This is a genomic window from Halopseudomonas salina, from assembly GCF_008641105.1.
In genome coordinates this window covers 634939-656439 of record NZ_VTTI01000001.1, presented here as the reverse complement: position 1 = coordinate 656439, position 21501 = coordinate 634939, and the positions used below count along the sequence as shown (strand labels likewise).

22 protein-coding genes and 1 pseudogene are annotated in these 21501 nt (G+C 58.1%); 13 read left to right on the top strand and 10 right to left on the bottom strand.

Features of this window, described 5'->3' with window-relative positions; translation table 11 throughout:
* Positions 1–3: 3 nt before the first annotated feature.
* The 6 genes from FZF01_RS03005 to katG all read left to right on the top strand — a co-directional run bounded on the left by FZF01_RS03005 (position 4) and on the right by katG (position 6897).
* Positions 4–444, top strand: a complete 441-nt coding sequence (locus FZF01_RS03005; protein WP_150276600.1) for a DUF4426 domain-containing protein — start codon at positions 4–6, stop codon at positions 442–444.
* Positions 437–1048, top strand: a complete 612-nt coding sequence (gene rdgB, locus FZF01_RS03000; protein WP_150276599.1) for an RdgB/HAM1 family non-canonical purine NTP pyrophosphatase — start codon at positions 437–439, stop codon at positions 1046–1048. Before FZF01_RS03005 ends, rdgB begins: the two co-directional genes overlap by 8 nt.
* A gap of 59 nt (positions 1049–1107) precedes the next feature.
* The gene (gene hemW / locus FZF01_RS02995; RefSeq protein ID WP_150276737.1) at positions 1108–2262 is read left to right on the top strand and encodes a radical SAM family heme chaperone HemW; all 1155 of its coding nucleotides are present in this window, start codon (positions 1108–1110) and stop codon (positions 2260–2262) included.
* Between the two features lie 372 nt (positions 2263–2634).
* Positions 2635–3795 (top strand): iron-containing alcohol dehydrogenase, encoded by a 1161-nt coding sequence (locus FZF01_RS02990; protein WP_150276598.1) that lies wholly within the window; start codon positions 2635–2637, stop codon positions 3793–3795.
* A gap of 223 nt (positions 3796–4018) precedes the next feature.
* A complete protein-coding gene (locus tag FZF01_RS02985) occupies positions 4019–4447 on the top strand; it encodes an acyl-CoA thioesterase (RefSeq protein WP_150276597.1) in 429 nt (142 codons plus the stop codon).
* 272 nt (positions 4448–4719) lie between these two features.
* Entirely contained in the window at positions 4720–6897 is a 2178-nt protein-coding gene (katG, locus tag FZF01_RS02980; protein ID WP_223825364.1) for a catalase/peroxidase HPI, read from the top strand.
* Positions 6898–6984: 87 nt separating this feature from the next.
* On the opposite strand, the gene gloA is transcribed toward katG, so the two are convergent.
* Both gloA and FZF01_RS02970 read right to left on the bottom strand, forming a co-directional pair.
* Positions 6985–7527: a lactoylglutathione lyase gene (gene gloA / locus FZF01_RS02975; RefSeq protein WP_150276595.1), complete on the bottom strand. Its 543-nt coding sequence runs from the start codon at positions 7525–7527 to the stop codon at positions 6985–6987.
* A 35-nt stretch (positions 7528–7562) separates the two neighbouring features.
* On the bottom strand, positions 7563–8423 hold the full coding sequence (locus tag FZF01_RS02970; protein ID WP_150276594.1) for a crotonase/enoyl-CoA hydratase family protein: 861 nt from the start codon (positions 8421–8423) through the stop codon (positions 7563–7565).
* Positions 8424–8543: 120 nt separating this feature from the next.
* Here FZF01_RS02970 and FZF01_RS02965 point away from each other — a divergent pair, with 120 nt between their 5' ends.
* On the top strand, positions 8544–8750 hold the full coding sequence (locus tag FZF01_RS02965) for a hypothetical protein (RefSeq protein WP_223825363.1): 207 nt from the start codon (positions 8544–8546) through the stop codon (positions 8748–8750).
* A 114-nt stretch (positions 8751–8864) separates the two neighbouring features.
* On the opposite strand, the gene FZF01_RS02960 is transcribed toward FZF01_RS02965, so the two are convergent.
* Entirely contained in the window at positions 8865–10064 is a 1200-nt protein-coding gene (locus FZF01_RS02960; protein WP_150276593.1) for a serine hydrolase domain-containing protein, read from the bottom strand.
* Positions 10065–10414: 350 nt separating this feature from the next.
* Here FZF01_RS02960 and FZF01_RS02955 point away from each other — a divergent pair, with 350 nt between their 5' ends.
* The 3 genes from FZF01_RS02955 to FZF01_RS02945 all read left to right on the top strand — a co-directional run bounded on the left by FZF01_RS02955 (position 10415) and on the right by FZF01_RS02945 (position 13225).
* Complete coding sequence (locus FZF01_RS02955) at positions 10415–10831, top strand: hypothetical protein (RefSeq protein ID WP_190325443.1); 417 nt, start codon at positions 10415–10417, stop codon at positions 10829–10831.
* Complete coding sequence (locus FZF01_RS02950) at positions 10765–12336, top strand: methyl-accepting chemotaxis protein (protein WP_150276591.1); 1572 nt, start codon at positions 10765–10767, stop codon at positions 12334–12336. The genes FZF01_RS02955 and FZF01_RS02950 overlap by 67 nt, the downstream gene beginning before the upstream one ends.
* 103 nt (positions 12337–12439) lie before the next feature.
* Positions 12440–13225, top strand: coding sequence for a hypothetical protein (locus FZF01_RS02945; RefSeq protein ID WP_150276590.1), 786 nt, complete (start codon positions 12440–12442; stop codon positions 13223–13225).
* Between the two features lie 69 nt (positions 13226–13294).
* Here the strand turns inward: FZF01_RS02945 and FZF01_RS02940 are convergent, their stop codons facing one another.
* Complete coding sequence (locus tag FZF01_RS02940; protein WP_150276589.1) at positions 13295–14440, bottom strand: M48 family metallopeptidase; 1146 nt, start codon at positions 14438–14440, stop codon at positions 13295–13297.
* Between the two features lie 11 nt (positions 14441–14451).
* Positions 14452–15777: a YjgN family protein gene (locus FZF01_RS02935; RefSeq protein WP_150276588.1), complete on the bottom strand. Its 1326-nt coding sequence runs from the start codon at positions 15775–15777 to the stop codon at positions 14452–14454.
* Positions 15778–16220: 443 nt separating this feature from the next.
* Here FZF01_RS02935 and FZF01_RS02930 point away from each other — a divergent pair, with 443 nt between their 5' ends.
* A complete protein-coding gene (locus FZF01_RS02930) occupies positions 16221–16865 on the top strand; it encodes an esterase/lipase family protein (RefSeq protein ID WP_223825362.1) in 645 nt (214 codons plus the stop codon).
* 125 nt (positions 16866–16990) lie between these two features.
* Here FZF01_RS02930 and FZF01_RS02925 read toward each other — a convergent pair.
* Positions 16991–17479, bottom strand: a pseudogene (locus FZF01_RS02925) (DNA topoisomerase IB); the annotation flags it as partial.
* Positions 17480–17670: 191 nt separating this feature from the next.
* Between FZF01_RS02925 and FZF01_RS02920 the strand changes: the two are divergent.
* The gene (locus tag FZF01_RS02920) at positions 17671–18420 is read left to right on the top strand and encodes a substrate-binding periplasmic protein (protein ID WP_150276587.1); all 750 of its coding nucleotides are present in this window, start codon (positions 17671–17673) and stop codon (positions 18418–18420) included.
* 20 nt (positions 18421–18440) lie between these two features.
* Here FZF01_RS02920 and trmB read toward each other — a convergent pair whose 3' ends face one another.
* From trmB to FZF01_RS02900, 4 genes are all read right to left on the bottom strand, one after another.
* Positions 18441–19157 (bottom strand): tRNA (guanosine(46)-N7)-methyltransferase TrmB, encoded by a 717-nt coding sequence (trmB, locus tag FZF01_RS02915; protein ID WP_150276734.1) that lies wholly within the window; start codon positions 19155–19157, stop codon positions 18441–18443.
* Positions 19158–19228: 71 nt separating this feature from the next.
* Positions 19229–20020, bottom strand: coding sequence for a thiazole synthase (locus tag FZF01_RS02910; protein WP_150276586.1), 792 nt, complete (start codon positions 20018–20020; stop codon positions 19229–19231).
* A 19-nt stretch (positions 20021–20039) separates the two neighbouring features.
* Positions 20040–20240: a sulfur carrier protein ThiS gene (gene thiS, locus FZF01_RS02905; protein ID WP_150276585.1), complete on the bottom strand. Its 201-nt coding sequence runs from the start codon at positions 20238–20240 to the stop codon at positions 20040–20042.
* A gap of 78 nt (positions 20241–20318) precedes the next feature.
* A complete protein-coding gene (locus tag FZF01_RS02900) occupies positions 20319–20693 on the bottom strand; it encodes a DUF423 domain-containing protein (RefSeq protein WP_150276584.1) in 375 nt (124 codons plus the stop codon).
* Between the two features lie 51 nt (positions 20694–20744).
* On the opposite strand from FZF01_RS02900, the gene mtgA reads away from it, so the two are divergent.
* A complete protein-coding gene (gene mtgA, locus FZF01_RS02895) occupies positions 20745–21500 on the top strand; it encodes a monofunctional biosynthetic peptidoglycan transglycosylase (RefSeq protein WP_150276583.1) in 756 nt (251 codons plus the stop codon).
* Position 21501: the final 1 nt, after the last annotated feature.

Here is a 21501-nt window from a genome sequence, read left to right as displayed (position 1 = left end):
ACTATGCTACGCAATCTGCTTTGCACACTGATGCTGGTCGCCGCCCCTCTGGCCATGGCCCAGGATCAGAGCCCCAAACGCTTTGGTGACATCATTGTCTATTTCAGCCCCTTCAACAGCAGCTACGTTGCACCGCAAGTCGCTGCCAACGTGGGCTTGGAACGGGCACCCGACAAGGGCGTGCTGAATATCGCCGTGCAGCGGGAAACTCCTGATGGGGCAGTACCCGTCGACGCTCGCGTGACCGGCACGGTGAAAACGCTGATAGAACAGGAAACACCCCTGAACTTCATCCGCGTAAAGGAAGAGGACGCCCTGTATTTCGTTGCCAATTATGGCGCACCAACACGTTCTATTCTGCGTTTTGAAATCGATATACAGCCCGAGGAAGGCGGCGCCGTGCATACTCTGAACTTCCAGAAGGAGTTCTTCCCGGATGAGTGAAGCGTCACGACTCCCCTTCAGCCAACTGGTGCTGGCCAGCGGCAACGCAGGAAAGCTGGCCGAGCTACAGGCCATGCTGGGCAACGAGGTTGAGGTCATACCGCAAAGCCGCTTCGTTCAGGAAGAAGTCGAGGAAACCGGCCTGACCTTTGTCGAGAACGCAATCCTCAAAGCCAGGCACGCCGCCCGAGCTTCAGGCCTGCCTGCATTGGCCGATGATTCCGGCCTAGCCGTGGATGCCCTTGGCGGCGCGCCAGGTATCTATTCTGCGCGTTATGCCGGCGGCGGCGGAGACCAGGCGAACAACGCCAAGCTGCTGGAAGCTTTGCAAGACGTATCCGATGATAAACGCGGTGCGCGCTTCATTTCAGTGCTGGTATTGATGCTGCACGCAGAAGATCCCACGCCAATCATCTGCGAAGGCGCCTGGCACGGCCGGATCATGCAAGAGCCGCGCGGCAGCCAGGGCTTTGGGTACGATCCCCTGTTCTGGGTACCCGAAAGGTACTGCGCCAGCGCTGAACTGAGTTACGCGGACAAAAACCGTATCAGTCACAGAGCCAAGGCCATGGCTGATTTGCGCAAGCGTCTGGGACTCAGTTGACCAAGCCGCAAGCCACAAGTCTCAAGCCTCAAGCAAGCCCAGCCAACCACTCGGACAGCTTGCAGCTTGAAGCTTGCCGCTTGCAACTCCCGCCTCTGTCAGCTTACGTGCACATACCCTGGTGCGTGCGCAAATGTCCCTACTGCGACTTCAACTCCCATGTCAGTGATAGCGGTCTGCCCGAGCAGGAATATGTAGCGGCGCTGATCGCCGACCTTGAACAGGACCTGCCCTTGGTCGGCGGACGGAAGCTGCGTTCGATTTTCTTTGGCGGCGGCACGCCCAGTCTCTTTTCCGCGGCCAGTCTGGGTCGAATCCTCGAGGCCATGGCTGCCCGCCTGCACTTTGCCGACGATATCGAAATCACCCTGGAAGCCAACCCCGGCACCTTCGAGCAGGCCAAGTTCGCCGACTACCGCAGCGCCGGCATCAATCGCCTGTCGATCGGCATCCAGAGCTTCAACCCCGAACATCTCAAGGCCCTGGGCCGCATCCATGACGACCGCGAAGCGCTGGGCGCCGTCGAGATGGCCCGCCGCGCCGGGTTCGACAATCTGAACCTGGATCTGATGCATGGCCTGCCCGGCCAATCGGTGGAACAGGCACTGGCCGATATCGAGCAGGCGGTGGCGCTGGCCCCGGAACACCTGTCCTGGTACCAGCTCACGCTGGAGCCCAACACGGTGTTTTACAACAAGCCGCCGACCCTGCCAGTGGAGGACATACTCTGGACCATCCAGGAGGACGGGCAGCAGCGACTGGCCGAAGCGGGTCTGGTGCAATACGAGATATCAGCCTATGCCCAGCCAGGCCGCCAGGCGCGGCACAACCTGAACTACTGGCAATACGGTGACTTTATCGGCATCGGGGCCGGCGCACACGGCAAGACAACCCATGCCGACGGCCGCGTGGAACGCAACTGGAAAACCCGTCTGCCTAAAGACTATCTGGACCCAGCCAAGCCCTTTCGCGCTGGCGACAAGATGATCGAGCCAGACGATCTGCCCTTCGATTTTCTGATGAATGCCTTGCGCCTGAGCGACGGCGTACCCGCCACCTATTACCAGGCACGCACCGGCCAGTCCCTGGACAGCATCGCACCGCTGCTGGATCGTGCGGTTGAGCGCGGCTTGCTCGAGCCCTGGCAGCAACAGCTACGCCCCACCGAGCGGGGTCGCCTGTTTCTGAATGATCTGCTGGAGATGTTTCTCTAGCCCAGCCGCAAGCTGCCAAACCCAGCCGCAAGCATCAAGCGGCAAGCCACAAGCTAAGACCCAGCGCGGTGTGGTCTGGTCCCTTGGCGGAGGGGCTGGGCTGGGTTTTGGCTGGAAGCTGGAAGCCTAAAGCTTGAAGCTTGAAGCTTGAAGTTCGAGACCCGAGACCCGCAGCTGCCGCACCGCTTCTAGCTTCCAGCTCCTGGCTTACCGCCTACCGCCTGCCGCTTGAAGCTTGAAGCTTGTGGCTTGTGGCTTGTGGCTTGCGGCTTGAGGCTTGAGGCTTGAGGCTTGAGGCTTGAGGCTTACAGCTTGCAGCTTGGCGCCAGCTTCCATACAGTATCCCGAACTGTCTCATTGACCGAGGTACCCATGTCTCCGTTCCTGTTTGCCACCACTGCCCAGATCCTCTGTGAATCCGGTTCCGCTGTCCGTCTAGCCGAGCTCTGCAAGGAGCGTGGCGCCTCCCGAGTGATGATCGTGACCGACCCCGGCATCACCAAACTGGGCATGCTCGACAGCATCACCCCCGGTTTTGCCAAGGCTGGCGTCGCCTATGAAATCTTCGATGAGGTCCAGGCCGATCCGCCGGAAGCGGTCGTCATGGCCGCCGTGGAACAGGGCCGCGCCATGGGCGCTGATCTGGTCGTCGGCTTTGGCGGTGGCAGCTCCATGGACGTGGCCAAACTGGTCGCCTTCCTCGCACACCCCGACTGCAATCAGCAGCTTTCCGACATCTACGGCGTGGGCAATGCCAAGGGCCAGCGCCTGCCGCTGATACAGGTACCGACCACCGCCGGTACCGGCTCGGAAGTCACGCAGATTTCCATTATCACCACAGGCGAAACCACCAAGATGGGCGTGGTCTCACCGGTTCTGCTGCCCGATATGGCGCTGCTCGATGCCGATCTGACTGTCGGTCTGCCACCGGCCGTTACCGCCGCCACAGGCATTGATGCCATGGTGCACGCGATCGAGGCCTATACCAGCAAGATCAAGAAGAACCCGCTGTCCGACATGCTCGCCCGTGAGGCTCTGCGCCTGCTGGCCGCCAACCTGGATGAAGCCGTGCATAATGGCAGCAACCGCGAAGCGCGCCAGGGCATGCTGCTTGGCGCCCTGCTGGCTGGCCAGGCGTTCGCCAACGCCCCAGTCGCTGCGGTACACGCCCTCGCCTACCCGCTCGGCGGTCACTTCCATATTCCCCACGGCCTGTCCAATGCCCTGGTACTCCCCGCCGTGATCGAGTTCAATTCCTCCGCGGCCGAGGACCTGTACGCCGAGCTGGCGCCATTGCTGGTCAAGGATCTGAAAGCCGGCAACGCTACCAGCCTGACCGAGCAACTGGTCGCCGAGCTGTCCGCCCTGAGCCCACGCTGCAAGCTACCCACGCGCCTGCGCGATGCCGGCGTACCGGAAGACATGCTGCCACAACTGGCCAAGGACGCGATGCTGCAACAGCGACTGCTGGTCAATAACCCACGGGAGCTGACCGAAGCCGACGCCCTGGCGATCTATCGCAAGGCGTTTTGAACTTACAGAATTCAGTCCGCAGGCCACTCCTATGCCTGGGCTGACTTGAGGGACATCCGCAGTAGACCCTTTATGCCCAGGGATGGGCTTAGGGAGCCCCCAAGGACGGGTTCACGGCGTGTCTGCGGAGGGTGTCGCTCAAGGCAGCAAGCAGCGAATCCAGAGTCACCCATAGGTCACAGCGGCATTGGTAGAACCGAATTTCCCGAGAGAACACTTCGATATGAGCACCAAACCCACACGTAACGACTACCCCTACCTGCACCCCATCACCACCCGCTGGCACGACAACGACGTCTATGGCCATGTGAATAACGTGGTGTATTACAACTACTTCGACAGCGCAGTGAACAGCTGGCTGATCGAGCAGGGTGGGCTAGATATTCACCAGGGTGAACAGATTGCTTTCGTGGTCAGCTCCGGCTGCGATTACCTGGCGCCGATCGCTTTCCCCGATGCCATCGAGATTGGCGTGCGCGTCGCCAAGCTCGGCAACAGTTCGATACATTACGAGCTGGCTGTTTTCAAGGCAGGGACGGAAGCCGCCTGTGCGGTTGGCCGCTTCGTGCATGTATTTGTCGAGCGCAGCAGTAACCGTTCCTGTGCCATCCCTGAAGGACCACGGGCTGCCCTGTCCCGCCTGATCCCCTGAGTTACATGCCCTAGCCACTCCGATGTACAACCCGGGCACGCATAGGTTCTTGCATCGCCGCCAGCCGGGCTAATAGAGAAGAGCTATCAAGCTCTTTTCTAATTATCACTGTTCTCAATTTACAATCGTTGCCAATATGCTACTCAGAGGCAGTCGAAATCATCCAGCCGGATCCAAACGCCAAGCTGTAGAACGGCATAACTGCCCGGCAAGAACAGAACAGGATGCCGCCCCGTGCAGCATCATTTAATTAGTACATGCGGGAGATACACATGAGTGACAGTCAGGGCAAGTGCCCAATCATGCACGGCGGCAACACCGCAAACAGCAAATCGAACATCAGTTGGTGGCCGAACGCCCTCAACCTCGACATCCTTCACCAGCACGACAGCAAGACAAACCCGCTCGGCGAAGCGTTCGACTACGCCGAAGAATTCAAGAAGCTTGATCTCGAAGCCGTCAAGACCGACCTCAAGGCCCTGATGACCGAAAGCCAGGAATGGTGGCCGGCGGACTGGGGTCACTACGGCGGCCTGATGATTCGTCTGGCCTGGCACGCGGCTGGCAGCTACCGCATCGCCGACGGCCGCGGTGGCGCAGGCACCGGCAACCAGCGCTTCGCCCCGCTCAACTCCTGGCCGGACAACACCAACCTCGACAAGGCTCGTCGCCTGCTCTGGCCGATCAAGAAGAAGTACGGCAACAAGCTCTCCTGGGCCGACCTGATGATTCTCGCCGGCAACATGGCCTATGAATCCATGGGCCTGAAAACCTTCGGCTTCGCCGGTGGCCGCGCCGACATCTGGCACCCGGAAAAGGACATCTACTGGGGCGCCGAAACCGAATGGCTCGCACCCAGCGGAAGCGAAAACAGCCGCTACTCCGGCGAACGCGACCTCGAAAATCCGCTTGCCGCGGTGATGATGGGCCTGATCTACGTCAACCCGGAAGGTGTCGACGGCAACCCCGACCCGCTCAAGACCGCCCACGATATTCGCGTCACCTTTGAACGCATGGCCATGAACGACGAAGAAACCGTTGCGCTTACCGCAGGCGGTCACACCGTCGGCAAGAGCCACGGCAACGGCCGCGCCGAGAACCTAGGCGAAGCCCCCGAAGGCGCCGATGTACACGAGCAGGGCCTGGGCTGGAACAATACCGTATCGCGCGGCATTGGCCGGGACACCGTCACCAGTGGCATCGAAGGTGCCTGGACTACCCATCCGACCCAGTGGGACAACGGCTACTTCGACCTGTTGTTCGGCTACGAGTGGGAGCTGACAAAGAGCCCCGCCGGTGCCTGGCAGTACCAGCCGATCAATATCCGCGAGGAAGACAAGCCGGTCGACGTGGAGGATCCCTCCATCCGCCTCAACCCGATGATGACCGACGCCGACATGGCGATGAAGATGGACCCGGAATACCGCAAGATCGCCGAGCGCTTCCACAAGGATCATGCGTACTTCTCGGAAGTCTTCGCCCGTGCCTGGTTCAAGCTGACGCACCGCGACCTCGGCCCCAAGAGCCGGTATCTGGGTCCGGATGTACCGGCAGAAGACCTGATCTGGCAGGATCCGATCCCGACTCCCGGCTACATGCTGAACGAGACCGAAGTCGCCGACCTCAAACGCACCATTCTGGCCAGTGGCCTGAGTGTGGCGGATCTGGTCAGCACCGCCTGGGACAGTGCGCGCACCTTCCGCGGCTCGGACTTCCGTGGCGGCGCCAACGGTGCTCGCATTCGTCTGGCCCCGCAGAAGGCCTGGGAAGGTAACGAGCCCGAGCGGCTGCAACAGGTACTTGCCGTGCTGGAAGGCATCCGGGCCGGTCTGCCTCAGCCAGTCAGCCTGGCCGACCTGATCGTCCTGGGCGGCACTGCTGCAGTGGAGCAGGCAGCCAAAGCCGCCGGTGTCGATATTACCGTGCCCTTTGCCCCCGGCCGCGGCGACGCTAGCGAAGAAATGACCGATGCCGACTCGTTCGAGTATCTGGAGCCAGTGCACGATGGCTTCCGCAACTGGACCAAGAAGCACTACGAGGTCACGCCTGAAGAGATGCTGCTCGATCGCGCCCAGCTGATGGGCCTGACCGCGCCGGAAATGACCGTGCTGATGGGTGGCATGCGCGTACTGGGCACCAACCATGGTGGCAGCAAGCATGGCGTGTTCACGGATAACGAGGGTGTGCTGAGCAACGACTTCTTCGTCAACCTGACCGACATGCGCAACACCTGGAAGCCCACCGGCCGGAACTCCTACGATATCGTCGATCGCAAGAGCGGTGCAGTGAAGTGGACCGCCACCCGGGTCGACCTGGTATTCGGTTCCAATGCGATACTGCGCGCCTACGCAGAGGTATACGCCCAAGACGATGCCAAGGAGAAATTCGTCAAGGATTTCGTCAAAGCCTGGACCAAGGTGATGAACGCAGATCGTTTCGATCTGGTCTGATCCAGCGACAAACGAAACCGGGCGCTGTTTACAGCGCCCGGTTTTTTTATGCCTATGGAAAAGTCAGGCGAGATTTCATCCGAGCTGTCAGCTGAAAGCTCCCCGCAAATCCCCCGGCGTGAACAGCTCGATCCAGTAGCCGTCCGGGTCGCGGATAAAGGCAATGTTGTTCATCTTGCCATCCTGCGGCCGCTTGACGAAGCTGACACCCAGCCCCTCGAAACGCTCACAGGCGACCTCCAGATTGGGCACCGCAAAACCGATGTGGCCAAAGCCCTTCGGTTCATCGTTACCATTGTGGTAGGCAAAGTCCGCATCGCTCTCGGTGCCCCAGTTATGGGTCAGCTCCAGCATGGCCGGGCGGCCGAAGGTCTGTACCAGCCGCTCCTGCGGATCATCCGACCACAATCCCAGATCCTTACTGTCGATCGCAGCCAGAAAATACAGGCTGAACTGCATCTGCTCGAAATCCAGCTTCTTGACCAACGTCATGCCCATGATCCGCGTGTAGAAATCCAGAGTGACCTCCGGTGACTTGATGCGCAGCATGGTCTGGTTGAACACAAAGCCTTCGGTCGCTGGATCGCGGTTTTCACACAGACCGGTCGCGGATTCGAAATGACGGCTCATGGCGGACTCCTCTGTACCTGGGTGAGTGGCGGCCCTTACTTGAAGGGGCGCTCGTCCCACCAGGGGTAGAATGGGGGGCGGTCCTTGCTCGGGCTCAACTTGAACTGCGGCGGACGTTTCTCGAGGAAGGATTGTACTCCTTCCTGGGCGTCTGCAGACTCGCCCATGAAGGCAATCGCCCGCGAATCTACCTTGTGCGCTTCCATCGGATGATCCGCGCCCATCATGCGCCACATCAACTGACGGTTAAGCAGCGCGGACATGCCGGAGGTATTATCGACAATTTCCCGCGCCAGCTCGTAGGCTGCCGGCAGTAACTCGTCGGGTTCATGAAGACTGCGGACCAGACCACCCTTGAGCGCCTCCTCGGCACTGAAAACACGACCGGTATACACCCACTCGGCTGCCTGCATCGGGCCTACCAGGCGCGGCAGGAACCAGCTGGAGCAGGCCTCCATGGTGATCCCGCGACGGGCAAACACAAAGCCGAACTTCGCCTTGGTCGACGCCATGCGAATATCCATCGGCAAGGTCATGGTCGCGCCCACACCCACCGCCGCACCGTTGAACGCCCCGATCACCGGCTTGGTGCACTCATAGATCCGCAGCGATACCGTGCCGCCACCATCACGCAGCGTATCGCCTTCCGGTTCGCCCTGGCGCTTGTGACGGTTGAAGGTATCACCACCCTTCTCCAGATCCGCTCCGGCGCAAAACGCCTTGCCCGCACCCGTCACCACAATCACACGTACAGCATCGTCAGCATCGGCCGCATCAAAGGCCGCAATCAACTCGCGACACATTGCGCCATTGAATGCATTCATGCGGTCGGGGCGGTTAAGGGTCAGCGTCAGAATGCCGTCCTCTACCTGGTAATCGAGTGTTTCATAAGACATGCGGGTACTCCCTGTTGATCATGTGCCGCCCAGTGTAGAACCGACCGGTCACAGCCACCAGTTGTGTTACGAAAGCGTATGTGGGGGTATTGTTGGGGTGGATGCAGGAAGCGAGAGGTCTTGAAACAAGCAATGGACGTTATTTTCGATTTTCTAGTCAACGTTGTATGCCATCGGATCGGCGTTGGCGTGCTGAAGCTTTTCAGCGGCGGCAGATTCGAAGGCGAAAGCGGTTATGCCTGGGGCTTTGCTTTGTTGGTAGGCGGCCTCGTGTTGCTTGCGCCGTTTGCGGCTTTCATAAGCTGGTTGATCTATGCGAAGGTCTGATGAGCTGATGCCGGTCAATTAGCACTCAATAAATCTATCTCCTTTTTGCGAGAGGCGCAGGGAAGCAAAGCTTGTCTCCTGCGCCCCCTCCTCGGGCGCACTAATATGCCTGAACTAGCGCTCAAGCTCCCGATCAATAGCCGCCTGCACCTGCCGGAAAAACGCCAGACGCTCTTCACCCTGAGTACCACCCTGCATATCAGTAGCCTGGGGCCAGTTGCCGTTCGAGGCAATTACCAGCTTCCGCTGGGGATCGATGAAAATACCCTGGCCGAAGATACCCTGCGCAATGTAGGCGCCATCATCCAGCGTCCACCACTGATAACCGTAGCCATGCCCCGGGGCACCAATGTCCGCCTGCTTGGTGGTCGCCTCGGCGATCCAGCCCTCCGGCAGTACCTGCTCGCCATCAGCGATGCCGCCACCCATGATGAACAGCCCGAATCGAGCGTAGTCGCGTGTGGCAGCCTGGATGCAGCACCCACTGATTTCATGCCCCGTGGACCCCAATAGCCAGGTCGCGTCCTGCTCCATGCCAAAGGGCTTCCAGACTTTCTCGGAAAGGTACTGCGCCAGCGGTTTGTTGGCGGCCGAACTGGCCAGAACGCCAATCAGGTTGGTCTCACCGGTTTTATACACCCACTTGGTACCCGGCTCCGCCTCGGCTTCCAGCTGGCGCATGTAGCTCACGGTGACATCGACACCCGGCTCGGGCTTGTGGTCGGAAAACAGGGCCACGTCCGACTGGGGGTCGCCATAATCCTCATTCCATTTCACACCGGATGTCATCGTCAGCAACTGCTTGATGGTGACATTGTCGTAAACAGAGCCTTCAAGGCCGGGAATGTACGCCGACACCATGTCATCGATGCTCTTGATATGGCCATCCTTGATAGCGGCGCCGACCAGGGTCGAGGTAAAGGATTTGGCCACGGAGAAACTGGTCCAGCGGCCATCGGGCCCGAAGTCCAGGCCATACTGCTCAAGGCGTACCTTGCCGTCATGCACAATCACCAGCGCCGCGGCGCGTTGCGAGGCCATAAAGGCATCCACGTCCATGCCAATATCCAGCGGCGCACCCTCAGGCAACGGATAGGCATTGTTACCGGCGGCGATAACGCGCGACTCGGATAAAACAGGCAAGCGGTCCATAGCCCGAAAAGCAGCATCACGCTCTGGCGTAGACCAGAACAGCACATCGGAATTGGTAGGCAGGTTCAGCACCAGCCTGCGCATGTCCTGGTCAGCCGTAGCCCAAAAAACGCCGCCTCCCGCCAACAGCAAAATGACGATCGAGATAATCCACTTCTTCATGCTTACCCCCTTATTTTTGTATGCCTATCTTAGGGGAGAGCGCAGGTTCTCGGCGGGTGCATTTGGGCCAATAGATAGGGGTGATCGGTTGATATGGCAATAACTTGGCGGACGGCGAGTAAAACCGGAAGCGCAATACAAACAAAGGTTGATAGACATGTCTAACGTTCACCCCTCCTGAATTGATATTCATCTGAACTGCTCCCCAAGTACCCCAGGCCATTTTTTCCATGAGGTATTTGTGCAGCGCAAGGTGAGAAACACTTTTGCGCAAATTAATTCTATTAGAACGTTGTGAATACGGTGAACGGGGTAATAATCAGTGCTATTCCAACCAGGGACGCTCACAAATGACACTCAGAAAAAAATTCGTCCTGACTCTGACAGTGGTACTGCTCTCATTCATCGCCGCTACCGTGATTTTCAGCTCTGTAACGCAAGGCAAGTGGATTCATGATCAAGCACTAGCTGAAGCAACCCACCGAAAGAATGAGGCAGCAAGGCTCTTGGGGTTGACTGATTCAATCATGAGTGAGCGCGTAAAAAACAGCATGCAGCTACTGATTCAACGCGGCATGACCATAGGCGACCCGTCGCTTGGTCAGCCTGTCAGTGTGGGCACTGCTTCGCCACCGGAGTTACAGCTGGGCGGTCAACCACAGGCCAACAACTTCGCGCTGGTGGATGGGTTACGGAAATTATGGGCGGGACTGCAACTCTCTTTTCTCGCCAAGGTAACAACTTCGTACGAGTTTCTACCAACGTGATGCGAGATGGGCAGCGCGCCATAGGTACGCAACTCGATCCCAACGGTGCGGCAATTAATGCCATTCTGGAAGGCAACGCTTTTTATGGCCAGGTTGACATATTGGGCATGCCCTACCTGACCGGCTATGAGCCCATCAAAGATGCGCAAGGCAATACACTCGGAATCTGGTACGTCGGCTATTCCGCTGACTTGAGCGCCTCGTCTGAAGCGATATCGAACTCACGAATTCTGGAGCAAGGTTTTGTGGCCTTGCGTGACCCGAAAGGCACGCTGAGGATGCATTCTGATCACGTATCTGAAGATGCTATTACCAAAGCGATCGGGGAGGCCAGCCAGCAATGGCACATTGAAACCCATGCCTATACACCCTGGGGCTACGAGATCATTACAGCCTATTCCAAATCCGAGCTACGCCAACTGGTGCTCACCAGCTCCCTTTCCATGGCCGTTATGATCACGCTAGCAGGCCTCATATTGGCGCTCTGCATCAGTCTGATGATGACACTGATTATAAGTCGCCCCCTGAATGCAACCATTGCAACGATCGAAGATATTGCCGATGGCAACGGTGACCTGACCGTACGGTTCAACAGTACCAGCAAGGATGAATTAGGTGTGTTAGCTCGTGCCTTTGATCGCCTGCTTGATCGCATGCAGCACACAATGCGTGCAGCTCTTGAATCAGCCAATACCCTGCTGGTGCAGGCTAACGAGCTGGCGACAGTAGCGGAACGCTCGAATGAATCAATCAATAACCAAAATCGTGAAACCGAAATGGTGGCCACGGCCATGCATGAGATGAGCCTGACCGCACAAAGTGTCGCGCAAAGCGCAGCAACTGGCGAAGATGCTGCGAACCGGGCCAGCTCACAGGCACTGGAAGGCAGGAACTCCCTCGAATCGACGATCAGGAGCATTCAAAACCAGGCACATGACATCTCATCTTCCATGAAAGTTATAGATGACCTTGCTTCCGCTAGCACGGACATTGGCACAGTCTTGGAAGTTATTGTAAATATTGCCGGACAAACTAACCTACTGGCGCTCAATGCCGCCATTGAAGCTGCGCGTGCAGGCGAACAGGGGCGGGGCTTTGCCGTAGTAGCTGATGAGGTCCGCTCGCTTGCGCAAAGAACGCAAGCCTCCACCGAGCAAATCCGCAGCATGATCGAACGGGTGCAACAGGGTGTGAATCGCTCCTCCGAAATGATGTCAGAAAACAGCAAGATAGCTATTATCAATGCCGAGGCGGCGAAAGATGCAGGCGAAGCTTTCGATGATGTTCTGGAAGCTATCACCCGTATCAGCCAGGTAAACACTGAAATTGCCAGCGCGGCTGAAGAGCAGAGCCATGTTGTCGAGGACATCAATCGCAACGTGTTGAGCATCAGTGACGAGGCAGCCAAGAATGGCGACTTGGTTCAACAGACGCAAGATGCCAGCCAAAACCTCACCTTACTGGCAGAAAAACTGCGCGAATTGCTTGCCTATTACAAAATTTAATCGGCAGATAACAAGACCTTACCCTGACTCGTGCATGCGCCCAGAGATCCCTTTCAGGAACAACCAGGCTTCAACTCCATTAACTTGTTGGCAGAAGTAAGCTATGCAAAAAACAACAGTTTTACGCGGATTACTCGGTGGCGTACTGGCCTCTGCGCTTTCTTTAAGTGCCACAGCGGCTGTGACAACAGAACATGAGCGTATCGATGAGAGCCAATGGCGTTATCGCGTGACACCATACCTTTGGGGCGCTGGGCTCGAGGGTGAGGTGGGCAAATTTTCGCGCCGCGCAGATGTCAGCAAAAACTTCAGCGACGTACTTGAAGGCCTGGATGCCGGTGCAATGCTGGCATTCGAAGCAAGACGTGGGCGCTACGGTGTGTTGACTGACTTGCTGTATGTCAGTCTGAGCGAATCAGGTCGTATCCCCACGCCTGTCGGCATTGAGGTTGATGCGCAAGCCAAGGTCAAGGCGGCGACATTCATGCTTGCGGGGCAGTATCGCGCGATCGATAACGACCACGGATACATGGACGTCGTCGGTGGCGCCCGTTATTGGGGGCTACAAACAGACATCAATGTCAGTCTCGGCAATCTGTTTTCTGTAGACGGACGCGACGAGGAAAGCTGGATCGACCCCATCGTGGGGATAAAAGGCACCTACCATCTTGGTGAACGAACCTATTTTACCGGCTGGGCAATGATTGGCGGTTTTGATGTTGGCTCCAGATTCAGCTCCGATCTAATGGGAGCGCTTGGCTACAAGCTCACTGATCGAAGCGCACTGTTGCTAGCTTACCGGAGGCTTGCGGTGGACTATACCTCATCAGACTTTGCCTTCGACGCCGCCCTGCAAGGCCCGGCAATGGGTTGGGACTATCGATTCTGATTCGGACGAACCGGACACATTTATGCACGGGGCCTGGTAAGCATTTCTACCGACCACCATTTTCCCACATCATCTATCCACGAATGGATATTCAACAAACCGTTCCAACCGCTCCTGCATGGCCGGATGAGTGGAAAAGTAGTCGCTCCAGATGCTGTCTTTGGACTTACCTCCCTCAGCTAGCAACTCCCCGCACAATGCCAGGCGCTCACTCTCGGACAGCTCATCAACAGCTATGCCATCCTGCTCACTGAGCAGTTCGCGGCACTGGGCACTGTCGTTCATCCGCTGCAAAATATTTACGAACGCCTGGCGCTCGATGCCCTGACGGTCGAGGTAGGCAACGGAAAAGCGGTCCGCTTCCAGTTCGTGGTCGCGGGAATAGGCCAGGGTCGCCGCCACTACGGGTAAGCCGACAAACAGGTCGCCCACTGCCGAGGCGTCGCCCACCACCATCAGATAGGCAATACCAATCACACTATTCTGGATCATGGCGCGCAGGCTATGGCGATGATGAATATGACCCACTTCGTGCGCTAACACCGCCACAAGCTCCTCGTTGCGCTGTGCCAGTGTCACGATTTCATCGGTAAAGATCATGGTGCCATCGGGCAGGGCAAAGGCATTGGCGCCTACGCGCTCGCCACCCTGGCGAAACAGAACCTTGAGCGGCAATTGCCGATAGGCGGCCAGGACCGGGGCAAAGTCAGCCTGCAGTTCAGCCTGCTTTGCGGCGGAGAGTTCGCTGGGCTTCAGGTACAGCCTGTCCATCAGCGCCAGGGTTTCCCGGGAAATGGTGTTGAGTGTTTCAGCTGGCAGAGCGTGGGCCATGCGCTCAGCGGCAGCCGGCAAGCCGTGAAAAACACTGGCCCAGGCTAAGATCGCCACAAGCAATGCGGTGACGATCACAAAGGGCAAGTGACTTTCCAGCTTGTGAATCCAGCCCAGGAAACGGCGGGGCTGCCACTGATGCATCAGCTCGTCTACCGCATCATTGTTATCGGTTTCCAGTACGCCGCCACAGGGCAGACGCACAAACCGTGGCGTCTGCCCGAGCCGCGAGCTGACATCCAGCTCGGCGGCGTTCACCCGCGCCAGCTCGCGGCCTTCTCCCTGAGAGACAACGCGCGCCACACCGGATCCATCCACCGCCAACTCGGCCGGTTCACGGCGAGCCTGGCCCGCCATAAACCAGCTACCCGCTATAGGCTGCATTGCAGAACTCACTAGAAGCCGACCTCGATATCAAACAGATCGCCCATACCCTCACCCACCGGACCCACCGCATCGCGCTCGGCAGCGGCAAAGCTATCCAGGTCGCCCACTGCCAACACACTGGTATGCCTGGCTTTGTAACGAGCAGTGCGCACACGAGCCCAAGGAATGAAAAAGCCCAGGGTGAAGAGGATACCCAGGGTATTGGTACACATCAGCCAGAAGTAGGACTGCACCTTCCACCGGGCCTTGAAGCGGTGCTCGCGCACATGGATATTGTTGTAGTTAAGGTTGCTGGTGGCCACGACAAAGTAGGCGAAAACCACCAGATACATCGCTGCAATCACCGGGAACGCCAGCGGCGGCAGCACCATGCCAGCTAAAAAGGCGGCGATGCCTCCCACCACGAAAATGCCGAGTATCAACAGGAAAATACCGTAGTACGCGCCCACAGTGGCCCTGAAATCAAAATCTGCCGTGCCGTAACTGTGGTTGTTATAGATGAATTTCTGCTGCTGGTAATAGGCATAGGGCATCAAGATGCCAAGCGTAATAGCGCCGAGTAGCGGCCAAAGCAGAAACGCCATGGCGGCTTCACCCATGCGACCGTGAAACACGAAAGGCACGTTGCGATATCGACTGTAGTGGGCATTGAAGCGCAGCGATTTGCAGATCACCCAGGGCATTATCACCAATAACAACCCAGCCATTATGATACCCGCGACAATACTCAGCTCCCCCGCCACGGCGTAAACAACGAAAAAGACAAAGGCGATGATGCGTCCAATCAGAATCTTGACCGGATTGGCCGTATAGGAAAAGCTGGCGCCATCAAGCAGCGTATTGCCGTAGAAGTACTGTTTGTTGCGTACCTTGGCCCAGGCAGAATAAATACCCAGGGTGATAACGGATAGCAGAATGTTGACGATCCAGATCTTGAAGTACTCGAAGCCGTTACCGGTAAAGACAAAAGGCACGTGCTCTTCGGCTTTATGTTTTGTTGCAGCACCAGCATTGGTGGAGATTCGCTCGCCACCGCCCCCAGCTACAGCCGCCGTGAAAGTGGTTGCAGCGTCTGAGGTTATAGCTACTATCGCAGGCTCGGGTTTCAACTGGGCAGCGATACCAATACTCGACAGCTTCTCCAGATATTTCTCCCCCATGGCCTGATCAATACCCGCTTTGATCACGGCGCGATTGCTGGCAAGAATCCGTTCGGCTTTCTCTTCGGTGGTCTTGAACAGTTTGGCCATTGCCGTGCGTACGTCCGTATGGCTAAAACCGGGCAGGACGCCTGAATACACCACCTGAAAGCTGTCTATAGCAGAGTCACTCATCTCATTTCCCTTTTTTAATTATTCTCTACATTCCTGTACTACTGCCCGGGCAAGGCGCTCAGAACGACCCATGGTGGGCCTCTGGCAGGCTACCGCCCGACCTACGCGCACAAGCACACGCACCACGTCTGTCCGGACGATAAAAATACACACAAGCGAGATTGTCGGCAGTCCTTGCCAAAATAGGAGGGAGTGCTGTCAAGCGAGCTTGGCCAGTGGGGTAGATATAGCACGCGCAATGGCACTAGAAAAGTAGCGGAGCTTGGCGAGGCCGCTTGTGGGGATCGAAAGGCGCGATACTATGGCTTTCAAAGGACCGATCACACTAGAGGACCGCCCGGTACGCTGGGCGCTATAAACCGATGAATCGAGATCGTTGGAAGCAGCTTTGCTCTCTCCTTACTCTGTGCCTGCTATGCGGCTCAGCTCAGGCGGTGGAATGTGTGGTTCTGCTGCACGGCCTGGCGCGCACCGCTGACTCCATGGGCAAGCTGGAAGCGGCGCTGTTGGCCGAAAACTATCTGGTTGAAAACATAGATTACCCGTCTCGCAAGCACTCCGTTGGGGAACTGGCCAACAAGGCTGTGGGAGAAGGCCTTGGCTCGTGCACCGCAGCGGGCGCAACCAGGATCCATTTCGTCACCCACTCGCTTGGCGGCATTCTTGTACGCGCCTATATGGCGCAGCATGAAAACGCCGAGATAGGGCGCGTAGTCATGTTGGGACCGCCAAACCAGGGTAGCGAGGTGGTGGATAATTTGCGGGAGACGCCGGGCTTCGAGTGGCTGAACGGCCCTGCCGGCATGCAGCTTGGCACCGACCGCACTGATGCGCCCAAGTCCCTCGGGCCGGTGAAATTCGAGCTCGGGGTGATTGCCGGCACGCAGAGCATCAATTTGATACTGTCGACGTTCCTGCCCAATCCGAACGATGGCAAGGTGTCGGTTGAAGCCACCAAAGTCGAAGGCATGACCGACTTTATCGCTTTACCGGCAACCCACCCTTTTCTGATGAGAAACGAAACAGCTATTGAGCAAACCGTACATTTTCTGAAAAACGGGTCATTCAGAAGAGACAGCGGGCTATAGCACCAGTGGAATACTTGCCGCCTATCGGCCTACCCCGCCTCAGCCTCCCCCGCCAAATCAGCCTCGGCCACTCCAGAAAAGTCGCCAAGGCCACCTCTTCGGCTTTGAGTCCCTTGCGCCCTCGCGGCTTGGCGTCGATCCTTGACGCTGGCTTCGTGCTCAATAACGCTCTTGCCGCGAAAATGGAACTGAATCTCGCTGCCGGCGACGTCCACATGGCGGGTGCGTAAAGTCGTCAGGCCATAGGATTTGTTGTCCTTGGCGTGTTGGCTGTTGCCTACACGAATCAGGGTGGCGTCCAGCAGCATGACGACCGCGGCAAGGACCTTTTCGCGGCTGAAGCCTGGATCGGCGAGTTGCGTTTCCAGCTTCTTGCGCAGTTTCGGCAACGCCTTGCCGAACTCCTGCAGGCGCGAGTACTTGTCGATATCGCGCACTTCACGCCAGCGCGGATGGTAGCGGTATTGCTTGCGTTCCTTGGCGTCGCGGCCGGTGGCCTGCAGATGGCCGCGCGGGTCGGCGCAGATCCAGACCACGGTATAAGCCGGAGGTACCGCTAGAGCGTTGAGGCGCTTGATCTCGTCGGCATCGCTGATGCGCTCGTCTTTGGCATCAAATCAGGTGGGCAAGGGAGATTGACCGCAACATTTAGCCGTCGTATCAATCATTTTCAGGCCATGACGTTACAAGTTGTCTCCTTTCCACTGATCAGAGGGCCTTTCTGGCTTGCTCCAGGGTCTATGCTTGGATTATCACTTTGGTCAAAGCCCCCTTTCAACAACTCACAGACGACCAGGCCGAACCTGTGAAATTTTCAACACTTACAGCAGGGCTACTCGTTCTGGTAATCAGCACCATTACCAGAGCTGAGCATTATCAGATCGTTACCGAGGAGTGGGCGCCGTACAACTACCTGGAAAACGATCAGCTCGCGGGTATAACCACGGACATCGTGCAGGCAATCATGGCGCTGACCGGTGATAACTTTAAGGTGGAAGTATTGCCCAGCATGCGGGCCACACGCGCCTTAAACGAGCAGCCGCGCACAATCATGTATTCACTATTTCGCACGGCAGAACGCGAGCCGCTCTACAAATGGGTGGGACCTATCGTCGAGGATTCCATTCATCCCTACCAATTGGCCAGCGCCCCGCAGCAGATATATTCCCTGGCACAACTGATGAACGCCCCGCGGATCACCACGCGCAATGCTGGCCTGCTTCCAGATTTACTGGAGTCTCTGGGGTTCGACAATCTGGACAAAAGCGCCACCAAGAACCAACAGCTTTACCGCATGCTAATAGCCGGACGCACCGACATCATCATCGGCGACACCGATGGCGGGGTGGACTACTATTCTCGCCAATTGGACATCGCGCCCGACACCCTGCGCCAGATTCCCATCGAGATCTATCGCGCCTCGCTGTACATTGCGTTCAGCCGGGATAGTGAGGATGAGGTAGTAGCTGCCTGGGCCGAGGCTCTGGAGCAGCTACGCGAGGCGGGAGAGCTGGCGCGCATCCAGCTGCGATACGCGCAAATTCCTGCCCCATGACAATCAGGGCAGACGCGGACTCACTCCACCCGCTCGAACTTCAGATCCCAGACCCCATGCCCCAATCGCTCGCCGCGGCGCTCGAACTTGGTGATGGGTCGTTCTTGCGGGCGGGGAACGTAGGTGCCGTCTTCGGCCAGATTGCGGTAACCCGGCGCGGCGCTCATGACTTCCAGCATGTGCTCAGCGTAGGCTTCCCAGTCGGTGGCCATATGGAAGATGCCGCCGATCTTTAGTTTGTTACGCAGTTGCTCGGCAAAGGCTAGTTGCACGATGCGGCGCTTGTTGTGCTTCTTCTTGTGCCAGGGATCAGGGAAGAACAGCAGCACCCGGTCCAGGCTGCCATCGGGGATGCACTGGTTGAGCACTTCAATGGCGTCACAGTCAAATACCCGCAGGTTGCTGACGCCTTCAGTGAGCACGCCGTTCAGCAGCGAGCCCACACCTGGGGGATGCACTTCGACGCCGATAAAGTCCTGCTCGGGAGCAACTTGCGCCATTTCCAGCAGGGACTGCCCCATGCCAAAGCCGATTTCCAGGGTACGTGGGGCCTGGCGACCGAAGAGGGTGTCCAGATCCAGTGGGCCCTGATTCAGGTTCAGGCCAAAGCGCGGCCAGCCGAGATCGATACCGCGTTTCTGCGCCTCGGTCATACGTCCGGCGCGCATCACGAAGCTGCGAATCGCGCGGCGGGGGGGCGCTGCGCCCTCCTCGACGGCTTCAGCGCCCTCAATCATTTCATTTTCAGCATCATCTGCCAGATCGTCGGACGGGTTATCGGTTGGGGTCTCGGACATGTAGCTCTCGTTCAGAAAAAGGTGCCGGCCAGCGGCGAAGAGGCGCTGGCGTAAAGCTTGCGTTCCATCCGGCCGGCGAGGAATGCACCGCGGCCGGCGAGTACCGCATGCTTCATGGCTTCGGCCATCAGCACGGGCTGTTTCGCGTGGGCAATCGCGGTGTTCATCAATACGCCTGCACAACCCAGCTCCATGGCGATGGCTGCGTCGGAGGCAGTGCCCACACCCGCATCGACCAGCACCGGCACCGTGGCTTCTTCGAGAATGATGCGCAGGTTGTAGGGGTTGCAGATACCCAGGCCCGAGCCAATCAGGCCGGCCAGTGGCATTACAGCCACGCAGCCCATTTCCGCCAGCTGACGGGCAATGATTGGGTCATCGCTGGTGTACACCATCACATCGAAGCCGTCCTTGATCAGCACTTCTGCCGCCTTGATGGTTTCGATCACATTGGGGAACAGGGTCTTCTGGTCGGCCAGTACTTCCAGCTTTACCAGGTTACGACCATCCAGCAGCTCACGGGCCAGGCGGCAAGTGCGCACGGCGTCTTCGGCGGTGAAGCAGCCGGCGGTATTGGGCAAAATGGTGTAACGGTCTGGCGGGATCACATCCAGCAGATTGGGCTCATCGGGGTTCTGGCCGATGTTGCTGCGCCGGATGGCAACGGTGACGATTTCTGCACCCGAGGCTTCGATGGCCGCGCGGGTCTCTTCCATATCCTTGTACTTGCCGGTGCCAACCAGCAGCCGTGAGCCGTACTGCACGCCGGCAATGGTGAAGGCGTCCTGATTCAGATCTGTCATGGGTTCTCCGCAGGGCAGCCTAGCCGCCGCCAATGGCATGGACGATTTCGATCCGATCACCCTCGGCCAGGAAAGTCTGGCTGTGCTCGCTACGCGGCACGATCTCCAGATTCAGCTCGATGGCCAGACGCTTGCCGCTCAGACCCAGATGCTCGATCAGGTCAGTCAGGGTCATTGCGCGGTCAAGGACGAAAGGGTCGCCATTCAGTTGAATCTGCATGGGCTTCTCGGGGGCTGGGGGTCATCGGGAAAGCGCTATTGTAACGTGATCACGGCGGGGCTGACCATGCTCAACGCCTCACAGATGACGCCATACTCCGGCACCCAGGCACAACCAGGCCAGCAGGAAGGACAAGCCGCCAAAGGGGGTGATGATGCCGAGCCTGCCGATCCCACTGAGTGCCATGGCGTAGAGACTGCCGGAAAACAGCAAAATGCCAAGCACCAAGAGCCCCCCTGAGACCTTGAACAGGGTACTTTCCGGCCAGCGCAGCAGTAACAATGCAATGCCCATCAGCGCAGCGGTGTGCCAGAGCTGGTATTGCACCCCGGTCTGGAAGGCATTGAGCAGATTCTCCGGGAGTTTGTCACGCAGGCCATGGGCGCCGAATGCACCGAGGGCCACCCCGGTAAAACCACTGAAGGACGCCAGTAAAAGCAATAGTTTGGCCATGGTTGAATACTCCGTTCTATACTGCGGGCCAACGCTGTGAAGGGCCCGTGAATGATCAAGTTAGTGCTGCGCAAAATCGCCAAGTGGGTGCTGATTCTGATGCTGGTCAGCCTGCTTCCGGTCATCGCACTGCGCTGGATACCCTCTCCCGGCTCGGCGCTGATGGTCGAGCGCTGGATCGAGCACCGTGGCGATGACACCCCCTATGAGATCCGGCGAGACTGGGTGCCGTACCACAGCATACCCGACAGCATGAAAATGGCGGTGATTGCCGCCGAAGATCAGCGCTTTGCCGAGCATTACGGTTTTGACGTTGAGGCCATCAAGGCCGCAGTAGAGCACAATCGCCAGGGCGGTAGTGTGCGCGGCGCCAGCACTATCAGCCAGCAAGTAGCCAAGAATCAGTTTCTCTGGTCCGGGCGCAGCTGGGTCCGCAAGGGTCTGGAAGTCTGGTTCACCCTCTGGATCGAAGTCTTCTGGCCCAAGCAGCGTATTCTCGAAGTCTACCTCAACATTGCCGAATGGGATCGCGGCGTATTTGGTGTGGATGCAGCAGCCCGTGAGCATTTCGGCGTGGGCGCCAGCTACCTCTCTGATCGCCAGGCGAGCCTGCTGGCTGCGGTGCTGCCTAATCCACGGGAGTGGCGTGCTGCAAGCCCGCCGGCACACGTACAGCGCCGGGCGTCCTGGATTCAAAACCAATCCAGACAGTTGGGCGGCAGCCATTATCTGCGCGAGATGCAGAAGGGCCAGCCACTGCCGCAATGGCTGACCCTGCGTTACTGGCGCAACCGCCTGGACGTCTAAG

Coding starts and splice junctions, on each gene's coding strand:
- FZF01_RS03005 (WP_150276600.1), top strand. CDS start 4: ATGCTACGCAATCTGCTTTGCACACTGATGCTGGTCGCCGCCCCTCTG.
- rdgB (WP_150276599.1), top strand. CDS start 437: ATGAGTGAAGCGTCACGACTCCCCTTCAGCCAACTGGTGCTGGCCAGC.
- FZF01_RS02990 (WP_150276598.1), top strand. CDS start 2,635: ATGTCTCCGTTCCTGTTTGCCACCACTGCCCAGATCCTCTGTGAATCC.
- FZF01_RS02985 (WP_150276597.1), top strand. CDS start 4,019: ATGAGCACCAAACCCACACGTAACGACTACCCCTACCTGCACCCCATC.
- katG (WP_223825364.1), top strand. CDS start 4,720: ATGAGTGACAGTCAGGGCAAGTGCCCAATCATGCACGGCGGCAACACC.
- gloA (WP_150276595.1), bottom strand. CDS start 7,527: ATGAGCCGTCATTTCGAATCCGCGACCGGTCTGTGTGAAAACCGCGAT.
- FZF01_RS02970 (WP_150276594.1), bottom strand. CDS start 8,423: ATGTCTTATGAAACACTCGATTACCAGGTAGAGGACGGCATTCTGACG.
- FZF01_RS02960 (WP_150276593.1), bottom strand. CDS start 10,064: ATGAAGAAGTGGATTATCTCGATCGTCATTTTGCTGTTGGCGGGAGGC.
- FZF01_RS02955 (WP_190325443.1), top strand. CDS start 10,415: ATGACACTCAGAAAAAAATTCGTCCTGACTCTGACAGTGGTACTGCTC.
- FZF01_RS02950 (WP_150276591.1), top strand. CDS start 10,765: ATGGGCGGGACTGCAACTCTCTTTTCTCGCCAAGGTAACAACTTCGTA.
- FZF01_RS02945 (WP_150276590.1), top strand. CDS start 12,440: ATGCAAAAAACAACAGTTTTACGCGGATTACTCGGTGGCGTACTGGCC.
- FZF01_RS02940 (WP_150276589.1), bottom strand. CDS start 14,440: ATGCAGCCTATAGCGGGTAGCTGGTTTATGGCGGGCCAGGCTCGCCGT.
- FZF01_RS02935 (WP_150276588.1), bottom strand. CDS start 15,777: ATGAGTGACTCTGCTATAGACAGCTTTCAGGTGGTGTATTCAGGCGTC.
- trmB (WP_150276734.1), bottom strand. CDS start 19,157: ATGATTGAGGGCGCTGAAGCCGTCGAGGAGGGCGCAGCGCCCCCCCGC.
- FZF01_RS02910 (WP_150276586.1), bottom strand. CDS start 20,020: ATGACAGATCTGAATCAGGACGCCTTCACCATTGCCGGCGTGCAGTAC.
- thiS (WP_150276585.1), bottom strand. CDS start 20,240: ATGCAGATTCAACTGAATGGCGACCCTTTCGTCCTTGACCGCGCAATG.
- FZF01_RS02900 (WP_150276584.1), bottom strand. CDS start 20,693: ATGGCCAAACTATTGCTTTTACTGGCGTCCTTCAGTGGTTTTACCGGG.
- mtgA (WP_150276583.1), top strand. CDS start 20,745: ATGATCAAGTTAGTGCTGCGCAAAATCGCCAAGTGGGTGCTGATTCTG.